Annotated in this window: 16 protein-coding genes and 1 tRNA gene; 10 read left to right on the top strand and 7 right to left on the bottom strand. The window is 63.5% G+C overall.

Annotation, left to right across the window (positions count from 1 at the left end; genetic code table 11):
• Positions 1-22 precede the first annotated feature (22 nt).
• Positions 23-835, top strand: a complete 813-nt coding sequence (locus tag OVA12_RS16820) for a hypothetical protein (protein ID WP_268139361.1) — start codon at positions 23-25, stop codon at positions 833-835.
• Positions 836-907: 72 nt separating this feature from the next.
• Here OVA12_RS16820 and OVA12_RS16815 read toward each other — a convergent pair whose 3' ends face one another.
• Complete coding sequence (locus OVA12_RS16815; RefSeq protein WP_268139359.1) at positions 908-3,526, bottom strand: Rne/Rng family ribonuclease; 2,619 nt, start codon at positions 3,524-3,526, stop codon at positions 908-910.
• A 919-nt stretch (positions 3,527-4,445) separates the two neighbouring features.
• Between OVA12_RS16815 and OVA12_RS16810 the strand changes: the two genes are divergently transcribed.
• From OVA12_RS16810 to prfB, 3 genes are all read left to right on the top strand, one after another.
• The gene (locus OVA12_RS16810; protein ID WP_268139357.1) at positions 4,446-5,612 is read left to right on the top strand and encodes an N-acetylmuramoyl-L-alanine amidase; all 1,167 of its coding nucleotides are present in this window, start codon (positions 4,446-4,448) and stop codon (positions 5,610-5,612) included.
• A 165-nt stretch (positions 5,613-5,777) separates the two neighbouring features.
• Entirely contained in the window at positions 5,778-8,219 is a 2,442-nt protein-coding gene (locus OVA12_RS16805) for a penicillin-binding protein 1A (RefSeq protein WP_268139354.1), read from the top strand.
• Positions 8,220-8,343: 124 nt separating this feature from the next.
• Positions 8,344-9,478 (top strand): peptide chain release factor 2 gene (gene prfB, locus OVA12_RS16800; protein WP_268139351.1). Its coding sequence is split into 2 segments (ribosomal slippage): positions 8,344-8,412 and positions 8,414-9,478, totalling 1,134 coding nucleotides; the frame shifts between segments, so codons are not numbered across the junction.
• A 78-nt stretch (positions 9,479-9,556) separates the two neighbouring features.
• On the opposite strand, the gene OVA12_RS16795 is transcribed toward prfB, so the two are convergent.
• The 3 genes from OVA12_RS16795 to OVA12_RS16785 all read right to left on the bottom strand — a co-directional run bounded on the left by OVA12_RS16795 (position 9,557) and on the right by OVA12_RS16785 (position 12,332).
• A complete protein-coding gene (locus tag OVA12_RS16795) occupies positions 9,557-10,888 on the bottom strand; it encodes a M23 family metallopeptidase (RefSeq protein ID WP_268139348.1) in 1,332 nt (443 codons plus the stop codon).
• Between the two features lie 113 nt (positions 10,889-11,001).
• The gene (locus OVA12_RS16790; protein WP_268139345.1) at positions 11,002-11,838 is read right to left on the bottom strand and encodes a ferritin-like domain-containing protein; all 837 of its coding nucleotides are present in this window, start codon (positions 11,836-11,838) and stop codon (positions 11,002-11,004) included.
• Positions 11,839-11,864: 26 nt separating this feature from the next.
• Complete coding sequence (locus OVA12_RS16785) at positions 11,865-12,332, bottom strand: peroxiredoxin (protein WP_268139343.1); 468 nt, start codon at positions 12,330-12,332, stop codon at positions 11,865-11,867.
• A 253-nt stretch (positions 12,333-12,585) separates the two neighbouring features.
• Here OVA12_RS16785 and OVA12_RS16780 point away from each other — a divergent pair, with 253 nt between their 5' ends.
• Positions 12,586-15,795: a YhdP family protein gene (locus OVA12_RS16780; RefSeq protein WP_268139340.1), complete on the top strand. Its 3,210-nt coding sequence runs from the start codon at positions 12,586-12,588 to the stop codon at positions 15,793-15,795.
• 70 nt (positions 15,796-15,865) lie between these two features.
• On the opposite strand, the gene tyrS is transcribed toward OVA12_RS16780, so the two are convergent.
• Positions 15,866-17,119 carry a tyrosine--tRNA ligase gene (gene tyrS / locus OVA12_RS16775; RefSeq protein WP_268139337.1) on the bottom strand — a complete coding sequence of 418 codons (1,254 nt, stop codon included), beginning with the start codon at positions 17,117-17,119 and terminating at the stop codon, positions 15,866-15,868.
• A gap of 183 nt (positions 17,120-17,302) precedes the next feature.
• Between tyrS and OVA12_RS16770 the strand changes: the two genes are divergently transcribed.
• Both OVA12_RS16770 and OVA12_RS16765 read left to right on the top strand, forming a co-directional pair.
• Positions 17,303-18,529: a hypothetical protein gene (locus OVA12_RS16770; protein WP_268139334.1), complete on the top strand. Its 1,227-nt coding sequence runs from the start codon at positions 17,303-17,305 to the stop codon at positions 18,527-18,529.
• 398 nt (positions 18,530-18,927) lie between these two features.
• A complete protein-coding gene (locus OVA12_RS16765) occupies positions 18,928-19,887 on the top strand; it encodes an IS110 family transposase (protein ID WP_268134003.1) in 960 nt (319 codons plus the stop codon).
• Positions 19,888-19,963: 76 nt separating this feature from the next.
• Here OVA12_RS16765 and glnA read toward each other — a convergent pair whose 3' ends face one another.
• A complete protein-coding gene (gene glnA, locus OVA12_RS16760) occupies positions 19,964-21,373 on the bottom strand; it encodes a type I glutamate--ammonia ligase (RefSeq protein ID WP_268139330.1) in 1,410 nt (469 codons plus the stop codon).
• Between the two features lie 122 nt (positions 21,374-21,495).
• Positions 21,496-21,834 (bottom strand): P-II family nitrogen regulator, encoded by a 339-nt coding sequence (locus OVA12_RS16755; protein ID WP_106753298.1) that lies wholly within the window; start codon positions 21,832-21,834, stop codon positions 21,496-21,498.
• Positions 21,835-22,276: 442 nt separating this feature from the next.
• On the opposite strand from OVA12_RS16755, the gene OVA12_RS16750 reads away from it, so the two are divergent.
• The 3 genes from OVA12_RS16750 to tig all read left to right on the top strand — a co-directional run bounded on the left by OVA12_RS16750 (position 22,277) and on the right by tig (position 25,617).
• Positions 22,277-23,848, top strand: coding sequence for an NAD(P)H-hydrate dehydratase (locus OVA12_RS16750; RefSeq protein WP_268139328.1), 1,572 nt, complete (start codon positions 22,277-22,279; stop codon positions 23,846-23,848).
• A gap of 98 nt (positions 23,849-23,946) precedes the next feature.
• Positions 23,947-24,031 (top strand) — tRNA-Leu (locus OVA12_RS16745).
• A gap of 215 nt (positions 24,032-24,246) precedes the next feature.
• The gene (gene tig / locus OVA12_RS16740; protein WP_268139326.1) at positions 24,247-25,617 is read left to right on the top strand and encodes a trigger factor; all 1,371 of its coding nucleotides are present in this window, start codon (positions 24,247-24,249) and stop codon (positions 25,615-25,617) included.
• The last annotated feature ends 139 nt before the right edge of the window (positions 25,618-25,756 follow it).

Here is a 25,756-nt window from a genome sequence, read left to right as displayed (position 1 = left end):
GGACAAACATCGGGAGATTGCCATGCCAATCCGCTTTCCGGTTCTCAAACGCCTTATCTGCGGCGCAGTGCTGACCCTTGCTCAACTCTCCGCCGCGCTTGCGGATGGCGCCGTCGTCATGACCTCGGCGATCTGCGACAACCCGCGCGATGCAATCGACACGTTGTGGGTTTCGCGGCGCTATGGCGCGAATGACGTGTTCTACATGCGCGACGACACGAACGCGGTGGTGCCGATGAACACGGCTGTAGCCCTGGACACGCGGCAGAACGTGTATGTCGTCTCGCATGGAAACGCGGATTATGTCGGCCCTTTCGCCAAGGCCCAGTTCGCTGCAAATCTCCTGGCCGCGCATCCGTCCCTGCCGGCAACGGTGTATTTTGACAGTTGCAACACCGCGAGCGGTGCCAACACGGTGCTGGCGCAGACCAATGCCCTTTATGGCAACCAGATCCCGGCGCTGTATGGGCCGCAGGGGGCTTGCCAACTGGTTGGCAATGGCAATCCGAACGTGGCCGACGCCGAAAATCGCTATGGCGCCGGGCTGCTGCCAGGCAACCAGTTTGCGGCGGTTGTCGGCAACATCATGACTGTCTGGACGACCCAGAACTACGTCGACAGCGGTATGACATGGCAGGCGGCCTGCCAGACCTACACCGGCAACGCCGATATGGCTTCGCTCGATGTCTTTCGTCTGGCGGTGCAGGACAAGTTTCTCAACGCTCCTGTCTATCCCATTGGCGAGAGCCACAATTACGGGCTGCTGATCCAGTGGAACACCGGCGGCACCGGCTTCTTCCAGTGCGGTTTGCAGAATGGTGTCGTGTGCCCGTGACGGGCCGGTGAAACGAAAACACCTCCGGGACGGATCCCGGAGGTGTTTTCAGTCTTGATCGTTTGCAGCGGCTCAGAAGAACGAGCGGCGCTGCCACCAGCCGGACCGCTTCGGCTTGTCGTCGTCGCCGTCGTCATCGCCATTGCCTTCGCTGGTCACGACAGGTGTCAGCGGGGCACGCGGCTTGGCCGGAACAACGGGCTCTTCCACGGCTGCGGGCTCTGCAGCAGGCGCAGCTGCGACAGGGGCAGGCTCTTCAGGAGCGGCGGCTTCAGCCGGAGCTTCAGTGACCGTTTCATCGGCGGCTGCAGGGCGGACGCTGTCCTGCTCAGGCGCGGTCTCAGCGGCAACCGGCTCGACAGGAGCAACCTCGGCCGGAGCGACATCGGCGGCGCCGACGATCACGGTGTCAGCCTGATCGCCGGACTGGTCACCCGCATCGGCTTCGCTGTCAGCGGAATGGCTCTCGGCAGACCGCTCTTCGTCAGCGGAACCTTCCTCGGACTGACCGTCTTCGCCGGTGTCACCTTCGCGATCGCCATTGCGGCGGCCACGACGACCGCCACGGCGGCCCCGGCGGCGCTTGCGCTTGGTTTCGCCGTCAGCGCCGAGGCCGGACTGTTCGTCACCGCCCTCTTCGCCTTCGCCGTCTTCGTCACTCTCGCCATCAGCGGAGCCGGAAGCCTCACCGCCGGCCTGCGGAGCACCAGTCTCGCCACGGCCTTCGGACGCGCCGTCAGCCTGGCCAGCATCCGGACCGCGCCGGCGCTTGCGGCGGCGGCGGCGGCGGTTGCGTTCGCCTTCGCTCTCGCCATCCTCGGACACTTCCGCGCCACGCGAGCGCTTGGCGGCCGGTGCGGCGACTTCTTCCTCGTCTTCCTCTTCCTCGATCTCCTCGACCACGTCGTCAATCTCGTCCATGACGATCATGTGCGGCTGCACCATGGTCGGCGCGGGCAGGGGGATACGTTCGCGGTCGATCAGCGTCGAGCGCTCCAGCACATAATGCTGGCCATGCCCGATATCTTCCGCCTGGATGGAAATCTCGAGGCCGAAACGGGCTTCGAGGTCACCGAGGTGCTTGCGCTTCTGGTTGAGGATGTAGAGCGCGACGGAGGTGTTCGTGCGCACGATGATGTTGTGCGTCACGCCCTTCAGCAGGAAGTCTTCCAGCGACCGCAGCACATGCAGCGCAACCGACTCCACGGAGCGGATCATGCCGGTGCCATGGCAATGCGGGCAGACGGTGGTCGAGCTTTCCAGAACACCGGTGCGGATGCGCTGACGCGACATTTCCAGCAGGCCGAAGTGCGAGATGCGGCCGACCTGGATACGGGCGCGGTCGTTCTTCAGGCAATCCTTGAGCTTGCGCTCGACGGACCGGTTGTTCTTGTTCTCCTCCATGTCGATGAAGTCGATGACGATGAGACCGGCCAGATCGCGCAGGCGCAACTGACGGGTGATCTCCTCGGCGGCTTCAAGGTTTGTCTGGAGGGCGGTGTCCTCGATGTTGTGCTCGCGCGTCGACTTGCCCGAGTTCACGTCGATCGACACCAGCGCTTCGGTCTGGTTGATGACGATGTAGCCGCCCGAACGCAGGGTGACCTGCGGCGAGAACATCGCGTCAAGCTGCGGCTCGACGCCGAAACGGGTGAAGATCGGCGTGGCATCGCGGTAGGGCTGGACGTTCTTGGCATGGCTCGGCATGAGCATGCGCATGAAGTCCTTGGCCTCGCGATAGCCTTCCTCGCCGGCGACGAGAACCTCGTCGATGTCCTTGTTGTAGAGGTCGCGGATCGAGCGCTTGATCAGGCTGCCTTCCTCATAAACGAGGCAGGGCGCCGACGACTTCAGCGTCAGGTCGCGCACGTTCTCCCACAGGCGCATCAGATATTCGAAGTCGCGCTTGATCTCGGCCTTGGTGCGGCTGGCACCTGCAGTGCGCAGGATGACGCCCATGCCCTCCGGCACATCCAGCTCCGAAGCGATCTTCTTCAGGCGCTTGCGGTCGGTCGGCTGGGTGATCTTGCGGGAAATGCCGCCACCGCGACCGGTGTTCGGCATGAGAACCGAGTAGCGGCCGGCGAGCGACAGATAGGTCGTGAGGGCCGCGCCCTTGTTGCCGCGCTCTTCCTTGACGACCTGGACCAGCAGCACCTGGCGGCGCTTGATCACTTCCTGGATCTTGTACTGCCGGCGCTGGCGCATGCGGCGCTCCGGCACTTCTTCCATGGCGTCTTCAGCGCCAACGGATTCGACATGGTCCGCGTCGTCGTCGCCATGGCGATCATTGTCGTGATCGCCGTCGCCGTCGCTATCACCGTCGTTTTCGTCGTCGCTGGTTTCGGCTTCACTGCTCTTGCGCGCCTGGGCGGCACGCTCTGCGGCTTCACGGCGTTCGTCTTCGGCGCGTTCGTCGTCGATCAGCGCCTGCCGGTCGGCCATCGGGATCTGGTAGTAGTCCGGATGGATTTCGCTGAAGGCGAGGAAGCCATGCCGGTTGCCGCCATACTCGACAAAGGCGGCCTGCAGGGACGGCTCGACACGCGTCACCTTGGCCAGGTAGATATTTCCGCGCAGTTGCTTGCGATTAGCTGCCTCGAAGTCGAATTCTTCAACCCGATTGCCACGGACCACGACAACCCGGGTTTCCTCCGGGTGTGCCGCGTCGATCAGCATCTTGTTTGCCATTGATAGGGATCTCCACGATTCCCGACCCCTCTGGGCGCGGCGAACGCGCTCCATCGCTGAGGGCACGGCGAATCGTTTTCTTGTCGCTTGATGTGAAGAGGAAAAGGGCTGGCCTGCGCGCGCTGATGCCTGCGGTCCGACGGTCCCTGAGGGGATGATCCACCGGTTGTCTTGTCCCCGCTTGCATCGCGAAAATCGTCAAGGCAGTGCCTGCCGTCGTTGAACTTGTGTTACGCTATGGAGGCTTGATGCGCAGGCCCTTGCCCTTGCATCCAACCTCTGATGATCCGGATCCGGGCCGCACTCCCGGCAAGCAACCACGTCAAAAAGGCGGGCATTCCCGTGAAGCCTGCAACGCGCTGCCGGTTGTCTCGCCACCCGGTCGGGCCGCTGACGGTCGGGATGAAGTGGCCTCTCCCCTAGCCGTGCGTCCGGTCAAACCTGCGATGACATGTGGAAAGTCGTGCTGTTCCATCTGTCTAACCGGTATCGGTTGCAAACCGAAATCCGTAGAGTCCCTTTTACGGTCCGTTGCGCCCCTTGGCAAGCAATGGAAATGGTGGAGAAGCGCTTGCGCTGCAATGCGTCAAGCGTTAGCGAAAGGTTAACCTGACCAAGGCAGCCTGAAGCAGCATTTCGGTGCTTCCCGGTTTTGTCGCCAGCTGTCTTCCGTAAGGGCAGAAAAGCCCGGAATTCAGCGGGTAATGCGGCTGCGACAGGGAGCGCCCGGCGCCTGACCACGATGGAGTTCGACGCAATGCATTGCAGCAAATGCCAGCAGATGCATCCGGCCGTGACGGTCCCTGATCAGGGCCGGGCTCGGCGGAGCCTGTTTGCGCGGGCTGTCCTGGCTGCTGTGGCGCTCTTTGCTGGCGTGGTTCTCGTCGATGTTTGCCAGGTGCAAGCGGCGTCTCAACCGGTGGCAGCAGCCACAGATGCGCGAATCGCCGGAGATGAAAGCCGCACCCGTTTCATCCTCGACGTCGATGCCCCCGTGACATTCTCCATTTCAAAGCTGGCGGATCCCTATCGGCTGATCATCGATCTGCCGGCGATGGACTTCCGTTTGCCACCGCGCGCCGGAGATGAGGGCAGGGGCCTGATCAAGGCCTGGCGCTATGGATCCTTTGCGGCCGGCAAGTCGCGCATCGTCCTGGATCTGCGCGAGCCGGCGGACCTCGACAAGAGTTTCGTGCTGCCCGCCGTGGAAGATCAGCCGGCGCGTCTGGTGCTGGATCTGGTCAAGTCGGACCGCGAGAAATTCCTGGCCGCAGTTGAGGCGACACGTCAACCGGACCAGGCGGGTGACGCCGCGCCGGTTGCTGCGCCGAAAGGCGACCGGCTGGACACTGCGGCCAAGACCCGGCCTGTGATCCTGCTCGATGCCGGGCACGGCGGGATCGACACCGGCGCTGTCGGCGTGCACGGCACGCTGGAAAAGGCCGTCGTGCTCGATTTCACAAACGAGCTCAAGCGCAAGCTCGAAGCCTCAGGCCGCTACACCGTTCACATGACGCGGGAAGGCGACACGTTCGTGCCTCTGCGCAAGCGCGCGGCGATGGGGCGGGAACTCAAGGCGGATCTGCTGATTTCCATCCACGCCGATTCCGTGCGCAGCGGCACCGACATCGTACGCGGGGCCACGGTCTACACCCTGTCTGACAAGGCCTCGGACGATGTTGCCGCGCAGATTGCAGAATCTGAAAACCTGTCGGACGTGATCGCCGGTGTGGAGCTGAACCAGGAACCGGCCGAAGTCACCGACATCCTGATCGATCTCGCCCGGCGCGAGACCAAGGTGTTTTCGATCCATTTCGCGCGCACCCTCGTCGAGGAGCTGAAGAGCGCGGTGAAGCTCATCAACAACCCGCATCGCTCAGCTGGCTTTGTTGTCCTCAAGGCGCATGATGTGCCGTCGGTGCTGGTCGAGCTCGGTTATCTGTCAAACGAGCATGACGAGAAGCTGCTGATCTCGGAAGAATGGCGCACCCGGACGGCAACGGCTGTTGCAGAGGCGATCGACACGTTCTTCCAGCCGCGCCTTGCCATGGAAAAGGCCCCCGCCGTGCAGGCAACAGCGCAATAGACGTGCATCTGCAAGGGACTGAGCCTGCGATGCCTCAGCATCGCCATATTGCTCGAGGACTAAGAGCATGGGTCGCATCGTGCTGAAAAGCGGTGCCGCGCCGTTACGGGTGTGTTACGTGGGGCGCAGACGACCTCAGGCCTGGATTTAGGGCGAGCCGGACGCATGAAGTTTCTGATCAAGTTTTTCGGGTATCTGTTCGGCATCGGCGCTGTCTTGGCGCTGCTGGTGGCTGCAGGTGTCTGGGTCTATCTCGACAACCTGTCCAAGGACCTGCCGGACTACACCGCGCTCAAGAACTATGAGCCGCCGGTCATGACCCGTGTCCATGCCGCAGATGGCAGCCTGATGGCCGAGTATGCCAAGCAGCGCCGCATGTTCCTGCCCATCCAGGCGATCCCGGATCTGGTCAAGCAGGCCTATATCTCGTCCGAAGACAAGAACTTCTACAGCCACGTCGGTATCGATCCGGAGGGCATCGCCCGCGCGACCATCCGCTTCGTCCAGAACTACGGCTCGGGCCGCCGTCCGGAAGGCGCGTCGACCATCACCCAGCAGGTCGCAAAGAATTTCCTCCTGACCAACGAAGTGTCGATCGATCGCAAGATCAAGGAAGCCATCCTGTCGCTTCGCATCGAGCAGGCCTACACCAAGGACGAGATCCTTGAGCTGTATCTGAACGAGATCTACCTGGGTCTTGGTGCCTATGGTGTCGCGGCTGCCTCGCTCGTCTATTTCGACAAGTCGGTGCATGAACTGACCCTGGACGAAGTCGCCTATCTGGCAGCCCTGCCGAAGGCTCCCAACAACTATCATCCGTTCCGCGGCCGCGAGCGCGCGATCGAGCGGCGCAACTGGGTGATCGACCGCATGGTCGAGAACGGCTACGTCACGGCCGCCGATGGCGAAGCCGCCAAGGCGCGGCCGCTCGAGGTCACGCCGCGCGAAGCCGGTTCGCAGCAGTTTGCTGGCGAATACTTTACCGAGGAGGTTCGCCGCGAGGTGGCGAACATCTACGGCGAGAACAGCCTTTATGAAGGTGGTCTCTCCGTGCGCTCGACGCTGGATCCGAAGATGCAGGTCATGGCGCGCAAGGCCCTGATGGACGGGCTGCTCGACTTCGACCAGAAGCGCGGCAGCTGGCGTGGGCCTGTCGCCGAGATCGCTCTCAGCGCCGACTGGGGCGTCGATGTGGGTAAGGTGGAAGCCCTGGCCGATCTGCCGGAGTGGCGGCTTGCCGTGGTTCTGTCTGCCGGCAAGGACCAGGCCGAAATCGGCCTGCAGCCGAAGCGCCTCGTCAGCGGACAACTTGGACCTGAGCGCGAGACCGCGACGCTGCAGCTCGCCGACATGAAATGGGCCCGCGTCGAGGGCAGGGCACCGGCTGCTGTCAGCACCGTGCTGAAGCCGGGCGATGTGGTCTATGTGCAGGCCGTGGGCGGATCCTACCAGCTGCGCCAGATCCCGAAGATCTCGGGTGCACTCGTTGCCATGGACCCCTTCACGGGCCGCGTGCTGGCCATGGTCGGCGGGTTCAGTTTCTCCCAGAGCGAGTTCAACCGCGCCACGCAGGCCATGCGTCAGCCGGGGTCCTCGTTCAAGCCGTTCCTCTACGCCGCCGCACTCGACAATGGTTACACCCCGTCGAGCGTGGTCATGGATGCCCCGCTTGAGCTGGCCGTTCCGGGTCAGGATGTCTGGCGCCCGCAGAACTACGGCGGCAAGTTCTATGGCCCCTCGACCCTGCGCACCGGTATCGAGCTGTCGCGTAACCTGATGACCATCCGCCTGGCCCAGGACATGGGCATGCCGCTGGTCGCCGAGTATGCCAAGCGCTTTGGCATCTATGACAATATGATGCCGGTTCTGTCGATGTCGCTGGGTGCGGGCGAGACCACCGTGCTGCGCATGGTCACGGCCTATTCGATCCTCGCCAATGGCGGACGCAAGATCACCCCGACGCTGATCGACCGCATCCAGGACCGCTATGGCCGCACGATCTACAAGCACGACAGCCGGATCTGCGAGACCTGTGCCGACATGGACTGGTCGGGGCAGGACGAGCCGGAGCTGATTGACGAACGCGAGCAGGTGCTCGATCCGATGACCGCCTACCAGATCACATCGATGATGGAAGGCGTGGTCCAGCGCGGCACCGCGACCAGCGTGAAGGCGCTTGGCCGCCCTGTCGCCGGCAAGACCGGCACCACCAACGACGAGAAGGACGCCTGGTTCATCGGCTACACGCCGGATCTGACCGTTGGCGTGTTCCTCGGCTTCGACCAGCCGCGTCCGATGGGACGTGGCGGCACCGGTGGCCAGGTCGCCGCCCCGATCTTCACCGAGTTCCTGCAGATGGCGCTGAAGGACAAGCCGCCGGTCGAGTTCCGTGTTCCGAAGGGGCTGCAGCTGATCCCGATCAACCGCCGTACAGGGCTGCGGGCCGTGGCCGGGGTCGAGGACACGATCCTCGAAGCCTTCAAGCCGGGCACCGCACCGCCGGACACCTATTCGGTCATCGGCTTCCAGGATGAAATGGGCGTGCCGCGCACCGTTTCTCCGGAAGCCGGCGAGGCTGTGCTGACCGGTACAGGTGGTCTTTACTGAAAGCCCAGTCCACGGTTTACAGAGCGGCCTTGCGCAGCTAGGTTCACGCCCCAAATTCCGGCCCGTCCCAAAGGCGGGCCGGTGCTTATTCCACCCTTCCGGCAACCCCGTAGCGAGGTATCCGATGCGCGCCGAAATGGAAGCCATCGTCGACGAGATCAAGCAGGCCCTCAGCCTGCTGAGGAGGCATCTTTGACTGGGATCAGGCCCTTGTCCGTCTGGACGAACTGAACGCCCTGTCCGAAGATCCGAGCCTCTGGAACGACCCGTCCAAGGCACAGAAGCTCATGCGCGAGCGCCAGCAGCTGGAGGACGGCATCACCGGTGTGCGCCGTCTGGAAAACGAGCTGACGGACAACATCGAGCTGATCGAGATGGGCACCGAGGAAGGTGACAAGTCGGTGGTCGAGGAAGCCGAGGCGGCCATGCGCAGCCTGAAGGCTGAGGTCAACAAGCTGCAGCTTGCCTCGCTGCTGTCCGGCGAAGCCGATGGCAACGACACCTACCTGGAAATCAATTCCGGCGCCGGCGGCACCGAGAGCCAGGACTGGGCCTCGATGCTGCTGCGAATGTACCGCCGCTGGGCGGAAAAGCGCGGCTTCAAGGTCGAGCTGCTGGAATACCATGACGGTGAAGAAGCGGGCATCAAGTCGGCCACGCTGCTGATCAAGGGCGAGAACGCCTATGGCTGGCTGAAGACCGAGTCCGGTGTCCACCGTCTGGTGCGCATCTCGCCCTACGACAGCCAGGCCCGCCGCCACACGTCCTTTGCCAGCGCCTGGGTATATCCGGTCATCGATGATTCCATCGAGATCGAGGTGAACGAAAGCGACTGCCGCATCGACACGTATCGCGCATCCGGTGCCGGTGGCCAGCACGTCAACACGACCGACTCGGCCGTCCGCATCACCCATATCCCCACCGGGATCGTGGTTCAGTGCCAGAACGACCGCTCCCAGCACAAGAACCGCGCCACGGCGTGGAGCATGCTGAAGGCACGTCTGTACGAGGCGGAGCTGCAGAAGCGGGAAGAAGCCGCGAACTCGGAAGCCGCCTCCAAGACGGCCATCGGCTGGGGTCACCAGATCCGGTCCTACGTGCTGCAGCCGTACCAGCTGGTCAAGGACCTGCGCACCGGCGTCGAGAGCACCGCGCCGGGCGACGTGCTCGATGGTGACGTCGACGCTTTCATGGAAGCAGCGCTTGCGCAGCGCGTCTTCGGTGCTGGTGACGGCGCCGAGATCAGCGACGTCGACTGAGACGCGTCCGCACGCATCCGAAAGAGAAAAGCCGCTCCGTCAGACGGGGCGGCTTTTTTGTTGGCACAGCGGACCAGGTCAGCGCAGCAAAACGCCCGCCAGCCGGTCACCTGCGATGACAAACCGCGAGGGGTCGAGCGCGGCACCATCGCGGCGCAGCTCGTAATGCAGATGCGGGCCGGTGGAACGTCCGGTGCTGCCGACGCGGCCAACCATTTCGCCAGCGAGGATTTCCTCGCCTTCACTGACCATGATCCGGCTCATGTGGGCGTAGCGCGTGACGTAGCCACCCGGGTGCTCGATCTCCACCATGTTGCCATAGCCACCCTGATAGGAAGCGGTGACGACACGGCCAGCACCGGCGGAACGGATCGCAGTGCCATAGTCAGCCTTGAAGTCGATGCCGGTGTGCATGGCGAGCGTACCGAGGAACGGATCAAGGCGCGGGCCAAAATCGCTCGAGACTTCGACGTTGCGGATCGGGCGCGCAAGCGGCAGGCGCTTGGCTGTCCCGCGCAGGACGTCATAAGCAATGAGTGCTTTCTCGGCGCGCAGCAACCGGGCACTGAAATCAGTCGCTTCGACGGGAACAAACGGGCCGCCGGTGGCCTCTGGCGCCAGACGCCGAAGATCGAGGCCCAGCGGATCGAGGGCTGCGGTCAGCGTGCGGATGTTGCGTTCGGCTGCAAGGGCGAGGGCATCCAGTGCCCGTTCGCTCTCGACATTCATGGCATCCAGGGTTGCGCCAATGCCGAGAAGGTCCTCTGCATGCGCCTGCGGGCCGGGGGCATCGATAGCGGGGGCAAGGGGAGCGGCCGCATCGGTACCGATGTCATTCGACGATCCGCGCAGGCCCAGCGAGGGCAGGGGACCGGAGGGAAGCGGCGCGGGCTCACCACCCACAGCAAGACCGTCACCGGTTGCCTGGAACGACAGGAGGCCAGCTGGAGCGGTTGGCTTTTCCGCCGGGACCGGCGTCGACAGGTCGGCGGTCAAGCCACTGGCTGCGGCCTTGTCCAGCAGGGCGCGGACGCGGGCGTGCTTGTCGGTCAACAGGTTCTGCCGCTCGATCAGCGAATCGACCATCGTCTCAACTGAACGCCGTTCGAACACCTGCGAGCTGGCGAGGCGGTCGATCTCGGCACGCAGATAGGCGATGCGATTCTCGTAGGAGGCTTCAATCTGGTGCCGCTCGGTGTCGCGGGCCGCCAGGATGTCGTCGCGCCAGAACAGATAGGCTGTCGCTGACAGATATCCCACGGCAAAAAGCCCGACGCTGCCGAGCACCGTTCCCAGAACCCAGGGACGGAAGCTGAAGGTTCGGCTTCGCTCTCCGGTCGTAATGGTCACATGGTGCAGGGACTTGCGTCTTCCGAAGCCATGGCGGGAACTGGCTGTGGGGTCGGACATGTCGCTTGCCGTCATCCTCAAGGCAGACTTCATGTCTGCCAGTCGGGATGATTAGAAAGCGGTAAGGTTAACAAAGCCCTTGCGACCTGCCGAAACGGAAACAGAACTGCAGGTCACCCGACAAGCTTTGCAAGAGGGCGGTAGAATCCCGGCGTCAACCCGGCCTCGGACCGTGCCCGGTCGTTGAAAGGCGGCTTCAGGGCACCGCGAAAATGCGCCCGGACCAGCTCATGGAACTTAGGTTCGGGGCGCACACCGGTCCGGTCACAGAGGAATCGGAACCATTTGGCGCCGAAGGCGACGTGATTCTTTTCGTCGCGGTAGATGATGCCCATCACGCGCGCCGTTGCATGGTCCCCCAGCGCCTCGGCCTTTTCGATCATCGGCGGGGTAATGTCCAACCCGCGCGCCTCCAGCACCAGCGGGATGATGGCGAGCCTTGCGGCAAGATCCCGTCCGGTCGCCTGGGCGGCCTGCCAGAGACCATCATGGGCCGGCAGATCGCCATAGCGCGCGCCAAGCTCGCCCAGCCGGTCCTCCAGCATGGAAAAATGCTTGGCTTCCTCAAGACCGACACGGACCCAGTCGTCATAATAGGAGCGCGGCAGCCTGACGTCGGCAAAGCGTCCGATCAGATCCCAGGTCAGGTCAACGGCGTTGAGCTCGATGTGGGCGAGCGAGTGGAGCAGGGCGATCTTGCCGGCGTCACCGCCAAGCGCGCGCTTGGGCATGTCGCGCGGCGCAAGCAGCACCGGATGCTCCGGCCGTCCGGGGCGGTCCGGCATCTGCCCGCCAAGCGACACGCTGCCAAGTGCAAGCTGCCGGGAAAACCAGGCCTTGGCCGTGTCATAGGCAAGGCGGACCTTTTCGGCCGTGTCGGCTGCACGGACGATGGCATTGGCGCGGCCGACAAGAGTATCGGCACGGTCAAGGTCACTGGGGATCGACATGGCAGCTTATTCCAGGACAGACAGAATCAAAGAGCCTTCACGGCGGTCAGCACGGCATCCGCATGGCCCGGAACCTTGACCTTGCGCCAGATGCCGGCAACCTTGCCATCCGGGCCGATCAGGAACGTGCTCCGTTCAACGCCCATGTACTTCTTGCCATACATGGCCTTTTCCACCCAGACCCCAAAGGCCTCGCAAACGGCGTTGGTCGGATCTGAGGCAAGGTCAACGGTCAGCTCATGCTTGGCCTTGAAGCGGGCATTCTTCTTGGCCTCGTCCGGCGAGACACCAATCAGTTCGGCACCTGCGGCGGCAAAGTCGCCCTTCATTCGGCTGAAGGCGATGCATTCTTCCGTGCAGGCGGGCGTGTCGGCCTTCGGGTAGAAATAGATCACGACAGACTTGCCCTGAAGCGATGACAGCTGCACGACCCGATCACCATCGAGTGCCAGGGCGATGTCCGGAGCGGTGTCGCCGATCTGCAATTCACTCATGTTGCCTTCCTTCTGTCATACTGCACCGGTTTATCCGGCTGGATCCACGATTGCACGGGGCCTTTCGACGGCGCTTCGGGTTTTGGTGCGCCGCGATTTATCATAGTTTGCAAGCCGACTCGATTTTGACCAAACCGGATAAGGGTATCCAACGCTGACACAGCCCCAGTCCACGTCAGACACTGAGACCATACGGACGGCTGGCCGCACTGGATTGCGGCGCCTGCGCCGGGGCGTGATCGGGGCTGGGCTGGTGGTCCTGCTGTCTGCCGGCGCGCTTGCGGGTGTGCTGTCGATGGGGCCAACGCCCATACCAGGCGTGGCCGACTTGATGTCGCGGCAGGCGCGCGCCGAAGGGTTGGACCTGACCGTCGGGTCGCTGCAGCTGGACCTGTTCGCATCCGGCGGCAGCCGGGTGCTCATTCAGGACGCGGTGCTCGTCGTGCCCGGCGACGCGCAGACGGAACTGCGCCTGCCGCGTGTCGAGGCCATTGTCGAACTGGAGCCCTTGCTCTCCGGGCGGTTGCAGTTCTCGGCCCTCGAGATCGACCAGCCGCATGTGTCCCTGCGTCCGGGCGATGCGGAGACCAGCCTTCTGTCGATGGACGAGGCGATGGAAGCGGTGGACCGCGTCGGCGGGATCGTTGATGACGAGTTTCGCCAGCGCAACCTCAGAGAAGTTCGCATTACCAACGGCCAAGTCGATATCCTGGGTCCTGTCCCGCGGCGGATCAACGAGATCGATGCTGTCATGCATCGCGACAGTCAGGGCGGGCTGATTGCGGAAGCGCAGATCGCCGGCCGTATGGGCCTGTGGGATCTGGCGCTGCGCCGCGTGCCCAGATCTGATGACAAGGGCCGTGAAATCGGTCTCTACATCCGCGACATGGCGCTGGCCGAGCTGTTTCCAACCAACGAACAGGTCGACGCCGGCAAGGGCCTTGGGTTGCCGCTGGAAATCCAGTTCAGCGCCACTCTGGACACAGCCGGCGGGTTCGAAGCTGCCAATCTGGTGGCGCGCGGTCAGAACGGCTGGATGCGCTCCGGACCGACCCTGATCCGCTTCGATGATGTGGCCGTGGCGCTTGGGTGGTCCGCCGGTTCGTCGGAGATCGCTATCGGCAAATCGCATGTCGTGCGCGGCGATACGGAGATTTTCTTCAGCGGTGCTGTAAGTCCGGGCGCAACTGGAGCAGACGACTGGACGTTCCGGATCACGGCCGATCGGGCACGTTTTGGCTCGGCGGATGTCGCCGAGCCACCGGTCGTGGCCGACTACCTTGGCCTGGAGGGTCGGGTGAACCTTGCCCAGAAGGCGGTGCTGGTCGACCGGCTGCAGCTGCAGTCCGGCCCTGCAATCTTCCGCGCGATTGCCTCGCTGGACCTGCGCGATGACGGACCCTATCTGGCGCTGGCTGCAGACGCCGAGGCGATGCCGGTCGCGATGCTGAAGCAGATCTGGCCGATCACGCTGACACCGCCAGCGCGGCGCTGGGTCATCGACCATATGAAAGCCGGACAGATCCAGAGTGCCAGGGTTGATGCATCGATCCGCCCGCCGGCCTTCGACGCGGCCCATCCTGATCCGGGTTGGGGAGGCGACGACCTGAAGCTCGAGCTGACCCTGATCGACACAGATCTGGCGCCTCTGGAAACACTGCCACCGATCACGGATCTTGCCGGTACCGTTCGGATCGAACAGGAGGTGCTGACGGTTGACATGCGCTCGGGCAGCGTCACCACGCCGTCAGGGGGCATTGTCTCGGTTCCTGCGGGGCGCTTTGAAATCCCTGACCTTGCCGATCGCGACATCAAGACCGGGACACTGGACCTGAAGCTACAAGGGGCGCTTGGCCCCCTTGCCGAGATCGCCAATGCCAAGCCGTTCCGGATCCTTGACAAGGCTGACCTCTCCGGTGTCGGCCTGTCCGGATCGGGCGATATCGACGTGACCGCCAAGCTGCCGCTGAAGCTCGCCTTGTCCGTCGACGAGGTGGGTTGGGCGGCGCGCGCCAAGCTGTCCGCGTTTTCTGCCGACAAGCCAATCGAGGGGCACAAGATCACCGATGCTACGATCCAGCTGACGGCGGATCCGATGCAGGTCGACATCAAGGGCCGTGGCCGGATCGACGGGCTGCAGGCCAATATCGACATTGTCTATCCGCTTGATGCAAGCCAGGTCACGGCGCGACAGGATGTCGAGCTGAAAGTGACGGCGGCAGAGCTTGCCAAGCGTGGCGTCGACCTTGGCACGCTCCTGAGTGGAACGCTTGTCTTGAAGCTCGCCGAAACACCAGACGGCCAGCGCTTCGAGATTGACCTGAAGGACGCGGCTCTGCGGCTTACCGAAATCGGATGGGAGAAAGCGCCGGGCGTTGCCGCCAGCGCCTCGTTCCTGCTCACCGAGACGGAGACCGAACGCCGGTTGCGCAATTTCTCGCTGCGATCCGAGGGCGTGGTGCTGGAGGGATCGGTTCTGCTCAGCAAGGCAGGCGATTTCCGCGAGGCGGATTTTGGCACGTTCCAGATCCGCCCTGGCGATTCTGCGGCGCTGAAGATCACGAGAGAGAATGCCGGCCGCTACCGTGTCGCCCTGACCGGGCCGCAGTTTGACGGCCGAGGGCTCATCAAGCAGATCCGTGATCGCAAGGGCTCGGACGCGGACAAGACGCCGTCGAAGACGTCCTACAGGATCAGCCTGAAGATCGGCCGCCTGCAGGGCTTCCAGGGGATCTTTGCCACCGATGTCATCGGCGATGTGCTGGCTGACAAGGGTGATATCGCGACCCTCAAGCTCACCGGCGCCACGAACAACCGCGGGGCATTCAAGATCGAGATTACCGGGGAAGGCGAAGCGCGGGCTGCCAGCGGCGATTTCGCCGACACCGGCGCCGTGCTGCGCTTCCTGGATCTCTACGACCGGATGCGCGGGGGCTCCGGCCGTCTGCTGGTGTCACTGCCATCCGACAGCACCTGGTTCGGCACACTGGGTGTGCGCGGGTTCTCGATCACGGAAGATCCGGCCCTGCGCAAGCTGGCCGAACTGCCCGAGGTTTCTGCGCCGCGGCCGGACAATCAGGTTGTGCCGAATGGCGCGGCCTTGACAGCATCCGGCGACGCGTCCTTCGACCGGATGGACATCCGCTTCTCGCGCAAGGGCGACACGCTGACCCTCGAGGAGGGGATCCTTCAGGGGGCGGTGGTGGGCGGAACCGTTGGTGGAACGGTGGATCTCAACACCCGCGAAATGTCGCTCACCGGCACCTTCGTGCCCATTTTTGCGCTGAACAACCTGTTCGCCAAGATCCCGCTTCTCGGCTTTGCCCTTGGCGGCGGCAGCCAGGAAGGGTTGATCGGGGTGACCTATCGACTGTCAGGTCCGGTCAGTGCTCCCGTGCTTGCGGTCAATCCAGTCTCCGCCATCGCCCCCGGCATCTTCCGCAAGATGTTCGAATTCCGCTGATTGCTCGTCTCGGGAACAAAAAAAGCCCGGCACATGGCCGGGCTCCTGATGTTGATCGAGGACTGAAGGCTCAGAGCGGCTTCAGCAGCACGTGCTTCTTCTTGCCCATCGACAGCTTGATGACGCCTTCGCCGGTGAGATCGGCCGTGCCGAGCACGCGCTTGTCGTCGGTGACAGAGACGTCGTTGATCTTCAGCGCGCCGCCGGCAATGTTGCGCCGGGCCTCGCCATTGGAGGCGGACAGGCCTGCGGTCACGAAGGCGGCCAGGACACCGATACCGGCGGCAAGGTCGGCAGCGGCGATCTCGACGGTCGGCAGGCCTTCGGCGAGTGCGCCTTCCTCGAAGGCGCGGCGGGCGGTTTCTGCGGCTGCTTCCGCGGCTTCCCGGCCATGGACCATGGCAGTTGCCTCGGTCGCCAGCACCTTCTTGGCCTCGTTGATCTCCGAGCCCTGCAAGGCCGCCAGGCGTGCGATTTCGGCGAGCGGCAGGACGGTGAACAGCTTCAGGAAGCGCTCGACGTCCGCATCCTCGGTGTTGCGCCAGTACTGCCAGTAGTCATAGGCGGACAGCTGCTCCGGATTGAGCCAGACGGCCCCAGCGGCGGTCTTGCCCATCTTCGCGCCCGAAGAGGTCGTCAGCAGCGGGGCGGTCAGCGCGAAGGCCTCGATACCGGCCTTGCGGCGGATCAGGTCGACGCCGGACAGGATGTTCGACCACTGGTCGGAGCCGCCCATCTGCAGGCGGCAACCGGTCTGCTGGTAGATCTCCAGGAAGTCGTAGCCCTGCAGCAGCATGTAGTTGAATTCTAGGAACGACAGGTGCTGCTCGCGCTCAAGACGCAGGCGCACGCTGTCGCGCTGGATCATCTGGTTGACCGAGAAATGGCGGCCGATGTCACGCAGGAACTCGACATAGTTGAGCTTCATCAGCCAGTCGGCATTGTCGAGCATGATGGCGTCGCGCGGGCCATCGCCGAAGGTCAGCAGCTTTTCGAAGACCTTGCGGATGCCGGCCTTGTTGGCCTCGATATCCTCGTCGGAGAGGATCTTGCGGCTCTCGTCCTTGCCGGTCGGATCACCGACGCGCGTGGTGCCGGAGCCCATCAGCGCGATCGGCCGGTGCCCGGTCTGCTGCAGCCAGTACAGCATCATGATGGTGACCAGCGACCCGGCATGCAGGCTGGGCGCGGTGCAGTCGAAGCCGATATAGGCGGTCACGGTTTCCGTGGTGAGGAGCTTGTCCAGCGCCTCATGATCCGACACCTGATGGATGAAACCGCGCTCGGCGAGCGTTTTCAGGAACTCCGACTTGTATTCGGTCATCTTTCGCGCATTCCATGTCAAAAGCGGGTACAGGCGTCGAGGCTTGACCCTGGTCTGAAAGTGATTGTGTCCGCTATATCGGAAGTCTGTGGTGATTTCACCGGTTCAGCAGCAAAAATCCTGATCCGCTCTGCAAGCTCTGGCATAAGCCGCTTCCCTTGATTCCCAACTGGTGCCGATCCCTTGCTGCGACATGTCATCTTCATTCCCGGCTATGACCTGCGCCGGCCATCGTTCCTCCAGTCGACGATGGCTGAGGAAGCCGAGGCGATGGGCCGGATTCGGGGCGTTGATGCGGAGCTTTCCGGCTTTGCGGATGGCCAGGGACCGGGCGGTGCGTCGGCGACCTGGCGCGGTCGGGCCGCATGGCCGGAAGGCGAGACACGTACAATCTTTCATCTCCTGGGCTGGCGAGATCTCGCCAAGCGCGACTTCCAGCGCTCCTGGCCGAAGCGGATGCTGGGAGCCTTTGCGAGCTTTGCCGGATTTGCGCGCAGCGGCGGATACATCGACAGCTTCCGTCGCCATTGGCCGAATGGCATCTTCCACGTCTATCCGGTCCTCCTCCTGCTGATCTATCTGATGCTCCTGTGTGCGCCCGCCGTCATGCTTGAGCCGGTGCGAGGGGTGGTGAACGAGGTCGGCTTGCCGCAGCTTGTCGCCTGGCCGGTCTGGCTGGCCGGATGGGGGATCTGGGCGGCCCTGGTGCATGGCCTGTCCCGCCTCATCGAGCCGTCGACGTACTTCTGGTATCTGGTCAATGACTGGCATGCGATCCGCCAGCTTGCCTTTGACCGTGATGCGGACATGACCGGGCGCATCACGCACTTCGCCAGCAAAATCCTGCAGGTGGAGCGCGAGGCGGTGGCGGATGACGATATCCTTCTGTGCGCGCACAGCTCCGGTGCCTTCGTCCTCGTCATGGCGCTTGCCAAGGCGCTGGAGCAAAAACCGGACCTCGGTGTCGCACGGGGCGGCATTGCGCTGGCGACGCTTGGCTCGGCGATCGGATACATCGGCGGATACCATGCGGGCGGCGCGTTTGAGCGCGCTGTTGCCCGTGTGGGAGCGGCTCCCGGGATCGACTGGAGCGACATCTACGTGCCCCAGGATGCCCTGTGCTGCGGCCGGGCCAATCCGGTCGCCGACTATGGCCGGCGATGGAGCGCGACGCCGATGCTTGCACCGCGCAGCTACAGCGGCAGGGCACCGGACGCAATGGGGCGGGACCGCTTCAACCATCTGCGCTGGCACTTCTTCGCGCTGCATTTCTGCTACTTCTTCGCCTCGCAGCGGGAAGACACGTTTGACTTCCACAGATTGACGCTCGGGCCCAACCCGGCTCGTGAGATGCTTGTGGCCTGGGCCCCGGAACGGGAGCGGCAACGGGCGGTCGTGATGCCGGAATAATTTGCGGATCAGGCGAAAATTCGAGTGTGGACGACCGCCAGGAATTGGCTGGCAAGCGCTTCATCGTCATCCCGGCCGAGCACCGCGAGAGCCGGGACCGGAGAGCCGAGGCGAAACTTGATCAATGAACGCGATACGGACGAGCCAGGGCTCTCCGGTCCCGGGTCTTCGCTTTGCTGCGCCCGGGATTGTTTGTTGTCCGAGGTGCTAGGGTAAAGGGGAAGCTGCGACCCTTAACCCGCAGCTTCAGCGTCAGGCGACCGTCCCGGGGTCGGGCTTTCACCCGCTGTCATCATGGCTCCCTGACGCTTCCCTTTTCCCGCTTGGAGAGTTGATTGGGCCTCTGGCTGACACCCACGCCCGCAAACAATCCGAAGCACGTCAAGGATAGCACGGCCATGCCCGCCCTGCAGCAGCCTCCCGCCCATGTCTGCGGCTTCGATGTCGCCAAGGACAGCATCACCGCCTTCGACACCGCCACCGGCCGTGTCACGACCTTCCCCAACCGCTCCGCCAGCATCCGCAAGGCGCTGACAGGCCTGTCGGCCGACTGCCTGTGCGTGCTGGAGCCGACCGGCGGCCACGAGCGCCTGCTGGTGGGCGAACTGACCGCTGCAGGCCTGGCCTGCCACCGGGCCGATACCGTCAAGGTCAAGGCATTCAGCCGGTCCTTTGGCCGTCTTGCCAAGACAGACGCCATCGATGCCCAGGCTCTGGCCCGCTATGGCGAGGAGCGCTGGAAGACACTCGCCCTGTTCACGCCTACCGATGAGACCCAGAGCACACTCGCCAGCCTCAATGCCCGCCGTCAGGAGCTTCTCGCCCTCAAGGTGGCCGAGCAGAACCGCTCAAAGATCCCCGGAGAGGGACCTGGCATCGCGATCATCCGCCGCTCCTGCCAGGTCATCCTGCGGGCGATCCTGCACGAGATCGAGGCCATCGACGCCGCCATCGAGGCGCTCGTCGACGCCTCGCCGCAGCTCGCCCGCCGGATCGAGGTCTGCTGCTCCCTGCCGGGCGTGGGCAAGCGCACCGCCATCACCCTCGCCGCAACCATGCCGGAACTGGGAACGATGGACCGGCGCCAGGCCGCAAGCCTCGCCGGGGTCGCCCCTCATCCCAAGGACAGCGGAACCCTCAAGGGATATCGCCGGATGCACGGCGGACGCTCCACCGTCAAGCCGGCCCTCTTCATGGCCGCCTTGTCCGCAAGCCGCGCAAACGGGCCATTAAAGGAGGTCTATCAAAGGCTTATCAACAACGGGAAGAAGCCAATCCTCGCAATCGCCGCCCTCATGCGAAAGATCATCGTCATCCTGAACGCAAGGATCAGGCAAAACGCACAACAACAGAGTTGATGACGTGATTGCTAGACCACACAAACGAAAAGGCCGGGCGATTGCCCGGCCTTTCCTGTTCCAATCCCGGTGAGGATCAGACGGAGTAGTACATGTCGAACTCGACCGGATGCGGGGTCATTTCGTAGCGCATGTTCTCTTCCATCTTCAGCTCGATGTAGCTGTCGATGAAGTCGTCGTCGAACACGCCGCCGGCCTTCAGGAACTCGCGGTCGATGTCCAGCGACTGCAGGGCTTCGCGCAGCGAGCCGCAGACGGTCGGGATCTCGGCCAGCTCTTCCGGCGGCAGGTCGTAGAGGTTCTTGTCCATGGCATCGCCCGGATGGATCTTGTTCTTGATACCATCAAGACCGGCCATCAGCTGGGCAGCAAAGGCCAGGTACGGGTTCGCAGCCGGATCCGGGAAGCGGACTTCGATGCGCTTGGCCTTAGGCGACGAGGTGTAGGGGATGCGGCAGGAGGCCGAACGGTTGCCCGAGGAGTAGGCCAGCAGCACCGGAGCTTCATAGCCCGGGACCAGACGCTTGTAGGAGTTGGTCGACGGGTTGGTGAAGGCGTTCAGGGCCTTGGCGTGCTTAAGAATGCCACCGATGTAGTACAGGCACATCTCGCTGAGGTCAGCATAGAGGTTGCCGGCGAACAGCGGCTTGCCATCCTTCCAGATCGACTGGTGGCAGTGCATGCCCGAGCCGTTGTCACCGAACACCGGCTTCGGCATGAAGGTTGCGGTCTTGCCGTAGGCATGAGCAACCTGGTGCACCACGTACTTGTAGATCTGCATGTGGTCGGCGCAGGTGACCATGGTGTTGAACTTGATGCCAAGTTCATGCTGGGCAGCAGCCACTTCGTGGTGGTGCTTCTCGACCACGACGCCCATTTCGGACATCACGGTCAGCATTTCGGAACGGATGTCCTGGGCGCTGTCGATCGGGGGAACCGGGAAGTAGCCGCCCTTGATGCGCGGACGGTGACCCATGTTGCCAGCTTCGTACTCGGTGTCGAGGTTGGTCGGCAGTTCCGAGCAGTCCAGCTTGAAGCCCGTGTTGAACGGCTCCGAGGCAAAACGCACGTCGTCGAAGATGAAGAATTCAGCTTCCGGGCCGAACACGATGGTGTCGCCGAAGCCGCCAGCCTTCACGTAGGCTTCGGCCTTCTTGGCGATGGTGCGCGGGTCGCGGTTGTAGGTCTCGCCGGTGCGCGGGTCGACGATGTCGCAGAGGATCACCATCGTGGACTGGGCGAAGAACGGGTCCATGTGCACGGTGGCCGGATCCAGGACCAGCGTCATGTCCGAGGCGTCGATGGCCTTCCAGCCAGCAATCGACGAACCGTCGAAGGCAACGCCTTCAGCAAACATGTCTTCGTCGACAAGGCCGGCGTCCATGGTCACGTGGTGCATCTTGCCGCGCGGGTCGGTAAAGCGCAGGTCGACGAACTTGATGTCCTTGTCCTTGATATCCTTGAGGATCTCAGCAGCGGTGGTCATGTATTCACTTCCCTGGTGTTCTGGTTGTCACGTGGGCTTGTTCTCGGCTCCGGGATCGCGCCGGTCAGGGCGCCAGCTCCGGCAGAGCCGAAAAGGATGAGCGGGCGAGCCCGCAAAAAACGTTAGATCGCGTCGACGCCGGACTCGCCGGTGCGGATGCGGACCGCCTCCTCGATGTTGGAGACGAAGATCTTGCCGTCGCCGATGCGGCCGGTCTGGGCAGCGTTGCGAATCGCATCGACAGCCTTTTCGACCATTTCGTCCGGCAGGACCACTTCGACTTTCACCTTGGGCAGAAAGTCGACGACATATTCAGCGCCGCGATAGAGTTCGGTGTGGCCTTTCTGCCGCCCGAAGCCCTTGGCTTCCGTTACGGTGATGCCCTGCAGACCAACTTCCTGAAGCGCCTCCTTCACCTCGTCGAGCTTGAAGGGCTTGATGATCGCCTCGATCTTTTTCATCGCCTTGGGTCTCTCTCCGTGTCTGAGGCCTTGAGGCCGGTGTTGCGGCGCGGAAGCTGATGAAAGCATCTGCCTGTCGCTGTCGCCAAGCATGTAAGCACAAGGCGTGCCAGTTTGGACAGGCCAAGTTTTCGCCGAAAAAAGCAGCATTCTCGCCGGGCCGAACGGGAGTCTTCTGCACTCCCGCCCAGCCTGATGCCAAAATAAGCGGCAAATGCACATCAATTAGGCGGATCTGAAGCGGTTTGGGTTCAAACTTGGCTGCCGCAGTGTCAGGCAAACACTCCGGTGGGTGCACGAATGCTGGCAGGAAAGATGCTTGTTTGGGCGGTTGGCATTGCGCTGCACAGCCAGTCAGCCCTTGTCTCTGCGCGGTGGTCTTGGGATGTTGGGCAGGGACGGAACTGCGGAACGCAGCAGCAGGGCGAGTGATGAGGATCAGATGAGCTGGGGCGATGATGCGCGGCAAAGTTCGGCTGCCTTGCTGACGCCGGACGAGATGGCTGAGGCGGACCGGCGGACGATTGCATCCGGAACACCCGGTATCGTGCTGATGCGCCGCGCCGGAGCTGCCGTCGCGCGGCAGGCGGCGGTCATGCTGCAACAGACGGGTCGCGCGGGCCGGAAGGTCATCATCCTCTGCGGACCGGGCAACAATGGCGGCGATGGCCTGATTGCCGCAAGGGTTCTGTCAGGGTGGGGCGTTCCGGTGCAGCTGCATTTGCTGGCAAGGCTGGATGCCCTCAAGGGGGACGCAGCGCTTGCCACCCGGGAGTGGCTCGGCGGCGGCGGCGAGATCGCGCCCTTTGGAGATCTGACGCAGCTGATCGGGGATCTGCGAAGCCCGGAGTGCGGTCTTGTCATTGATGCCCTGTTCGGGGCGGGACTGTCGCGTGCCCTGTCAGGGCAGGCAGCCGAACTTGTCTCGGTGGTGGCGGCCAGCTCTTGTCCGGTTCTGGCCGTTGACGTGCCATCCGGCCTCGACGGGGCAACGGGAACCGCGGAGGGACCTGTCATGCGTGCTGACAGGACGGTGACGTTCGCGCGGCGCAAGCCTGGGCATCTTCTCCTTCCGGGGCGAGAACTCTGCGGTGAAGCAGTTGTTTGCGATATTGGCATTTGTAGTGAAACGATCTCCGGATTGAGGCCGAAGACGCGCCTGAACGCGCCCGCTGCCTGGCCCCGTAGGCTACCGCAACCGGGTGTGATGGCGCACAAGTACAGCCGCGGTTCCGTGCTGGCAGTCAGTGGCCCCTACAGTATGACCGGTGCCATTCGCCTATCGGCAGAGGCGGCGCTGCGGGTCGGGGCAGGGCTGGTCACGGTCGCGTGCGATCCGTCGGCGACGGCGGCTCTCGTGGCCCATCTCACGGCGGTGATGCTGCGCCCCTTGCGCGGTGAAGACGACCTGGCCGGGCTGCTGGAGGACCAAAGGCTCATGGCGGCGGTCATCGGGCCGGGTGCCGGCCGAGGTGGAGCTGACGCCGGCAAGCTGAAGGCGCGGGTGTTGCAGCTGGCAAGGGCAAGGGCGTCGGCAAGGCTTGGTCTTGTCCTTGATGCAGACGCCCTCTCCGTGTTCGAGGAGGCCCCCGACACGCTGTTCCAGTCCCTTTGTGAGCGCCAGCAGCCGGCAGTGCTGACCCCGCATGCGGGCGAATTCCGCCGACTGTTCGCCGGCCTTGGCGGTCTGGACCGACTGTCCGCCGCACGCGCGGCAGCAGAACTCTCCGGTGCAATCATCGTGTCCAAGGGACCAGACACCGTCATCGCCGCGCCCGATGGGCGCACCTATATCAACGACAATGCACCGCCCTGTCTGGCGACGGCGGGTTCGGGCGACGTGCTCGCCGGAACGATAGCCGGCTTGCTGGCACAAGGGGTTGCCCCGTTCGAGGCCGCAGCGATGGGGGTTCACCTGCACGGAGCGGCCGGCGCGCTCTGCGGGCCGGGAATGACCGCGGAAGACCTTTTGCCAGCTTTGGCCAGTGCGCTGGCCAGGCTGCAGGCGGAATAAAGCCTGCGTGAATTCGGCCGACGCGGCATTTTTGCTTTGATGCGGCAAGGTCGGGTGTTATAGAGGCCGCGCCCAGGCTTCGGGCGTCCAAGGCCGTCGCGGGCGTGGTGGAACTGGTAGACACGCCAGATTTAGGTTCTGGTGGCGTAAGCCGTGGGGGTTCAAGTCCCTCCGCCCGCACCACGGCGATAAGGCCCGGAGTCGCTAGCCGAGGCTGAACCGGTCGACTGTGCGCCGGTCCCCGTCTTCCAAAGATCCGACAGGTTTAACAGTCGCGATCCCTGGCAGCCGTGTGGATCCTGAGCGTCTCGATCGCCCTGAAGAGGGCCCTCCGGGGCCGATTGCTAACATGAGATGGGATCCTGCCGGGTTCCATACCGAGGACGAAGCACACTACCATGCAGGTGACCGAAACCCTTTCCGAGGGCCTCAAGCGCGAACTCAAGATCGTCATCCCGGCTACCGAGCTGGCGTCGAAGCTCGACTCGTACCTCGATGAACTGAAGGACAAGGTCCGGATCAACGGCTTCCGTCCGGGCAAGGTTCCGGCTGCGCACATGAAGCGCATGTACGGCCGTCAGGCCATGGCGGAAATCGTCTCCAAGACCATCCAGGAGTCGAGCCTCAAGGCGATCGAGGACCGTTCCGAGCGCCCGGCGCTGCAGCCGGACATCGACCTGGCCGATGACGAAGCCGAAGCCATCATCGAAGGCTCCGCTGATCTGGCATTCAAGGTCATCTATGACCTGCTGCCGACCTTCGACATCGTCGACTTCTCCTCCATCGAACTGGAACGCGAAATCGTCGAGATTTCCGAAGCCGGCGTGATGGAGCAGGTCGAGGCGATTGCCGCCAACAACCGTCCGTTCGTCAGCAAGGGCGATGGTGCCGTTGCCGAAAACGGCGACCGCGTGACCATGTCCTACCTCGGCAAGCTCGACGGCGTGCCGTTCGACGGCGGCGCGGACGACAACGGCCAGCTGGTCCTGGGTTCCAACCAGTTCATCCCGGGCTTCGAAGAAGCCGTTGTTGGCATGAAGCAGGGCGAAGAGAAGGTCATTTCGGTGACGTTCCCGGCCGACTACCCGGCTGAGCACCTGGCTGGCAAGGAAGTCACCTTCGACATCGTCCTCAAGGACGTTGCCGCTCCGGGTGAAGTCTCCGTCGATGACGAATTCGCCAAGAGCCTTGGCCTGGAATCGCTCGACAGCCTGAAGGACATCATCCGCGGCCAGATCGAAAGCCAGTTCGGCGCCATGACCCGTCAGCGCGTCAAGCGTCAGCTGCTCGACAAGCTCGATGCCGTCTACACCTTCGACCTGCCGTCCAAGCTGCTCGACACCGAATTCCAGAACATCTGGAACCAGGTCGAGAACGACATGAAGCGCAACGGCAAGACCTTCGAAGACGAAGGCACCACGGAAGAGGCCGCCAAGGCCGATTACCGCAAGATTGCCGAGCGCCGCGTGCGCCTGGGTCTGGTGCTGTCGGAAGTCGGCGAGAAGAACTCTGTCCAGGTGACCGACGAGGAAGTCCAGCGCGCGCTGTTCGACCGCGTCCGCCAGTTCCCGGGCCAGGAGCGTCAGGTGTTCGAGTTCTACAAGAACAACCCGCAGGCTCTCGCCACCCTGCGCGCACCGATCTACGAAGAAAAGGTCGTGGACTTCATCCTCACCCTCGCCAAGGTCACCGACAAGACCGTGACCAAGGAAGAGCTGCAGAAGCTCGTTGCCGAGGATGAGGAAAAGGATGAGGCAGCCGCCGGCTGACCCTCTGACCGTTCCAGCGGCGTGTGGGCTTTAACCTTGCCTTCACGCCGCATCGGCCACAATCTTGCGATCTGGGCGGCATCCCCTATGTATGGGTGTCGCTCTTTTCGACTCAAGGGGCCTGCTGCACGCCGGCTGG

The organism is Pannonibacter sp. SL95, from assembly GCF_026672425.1.
In the GTDB taxonomy this organism is placed as follows: domain Bacteria; phylum Pseudomonadota; class Alphaproteobacteria; order Rhizobiales; family Stappiaceae; genus Pannonibacter.
This window is presented reverse-complemented; position numbering and strand designations above follow the sequence as displayed.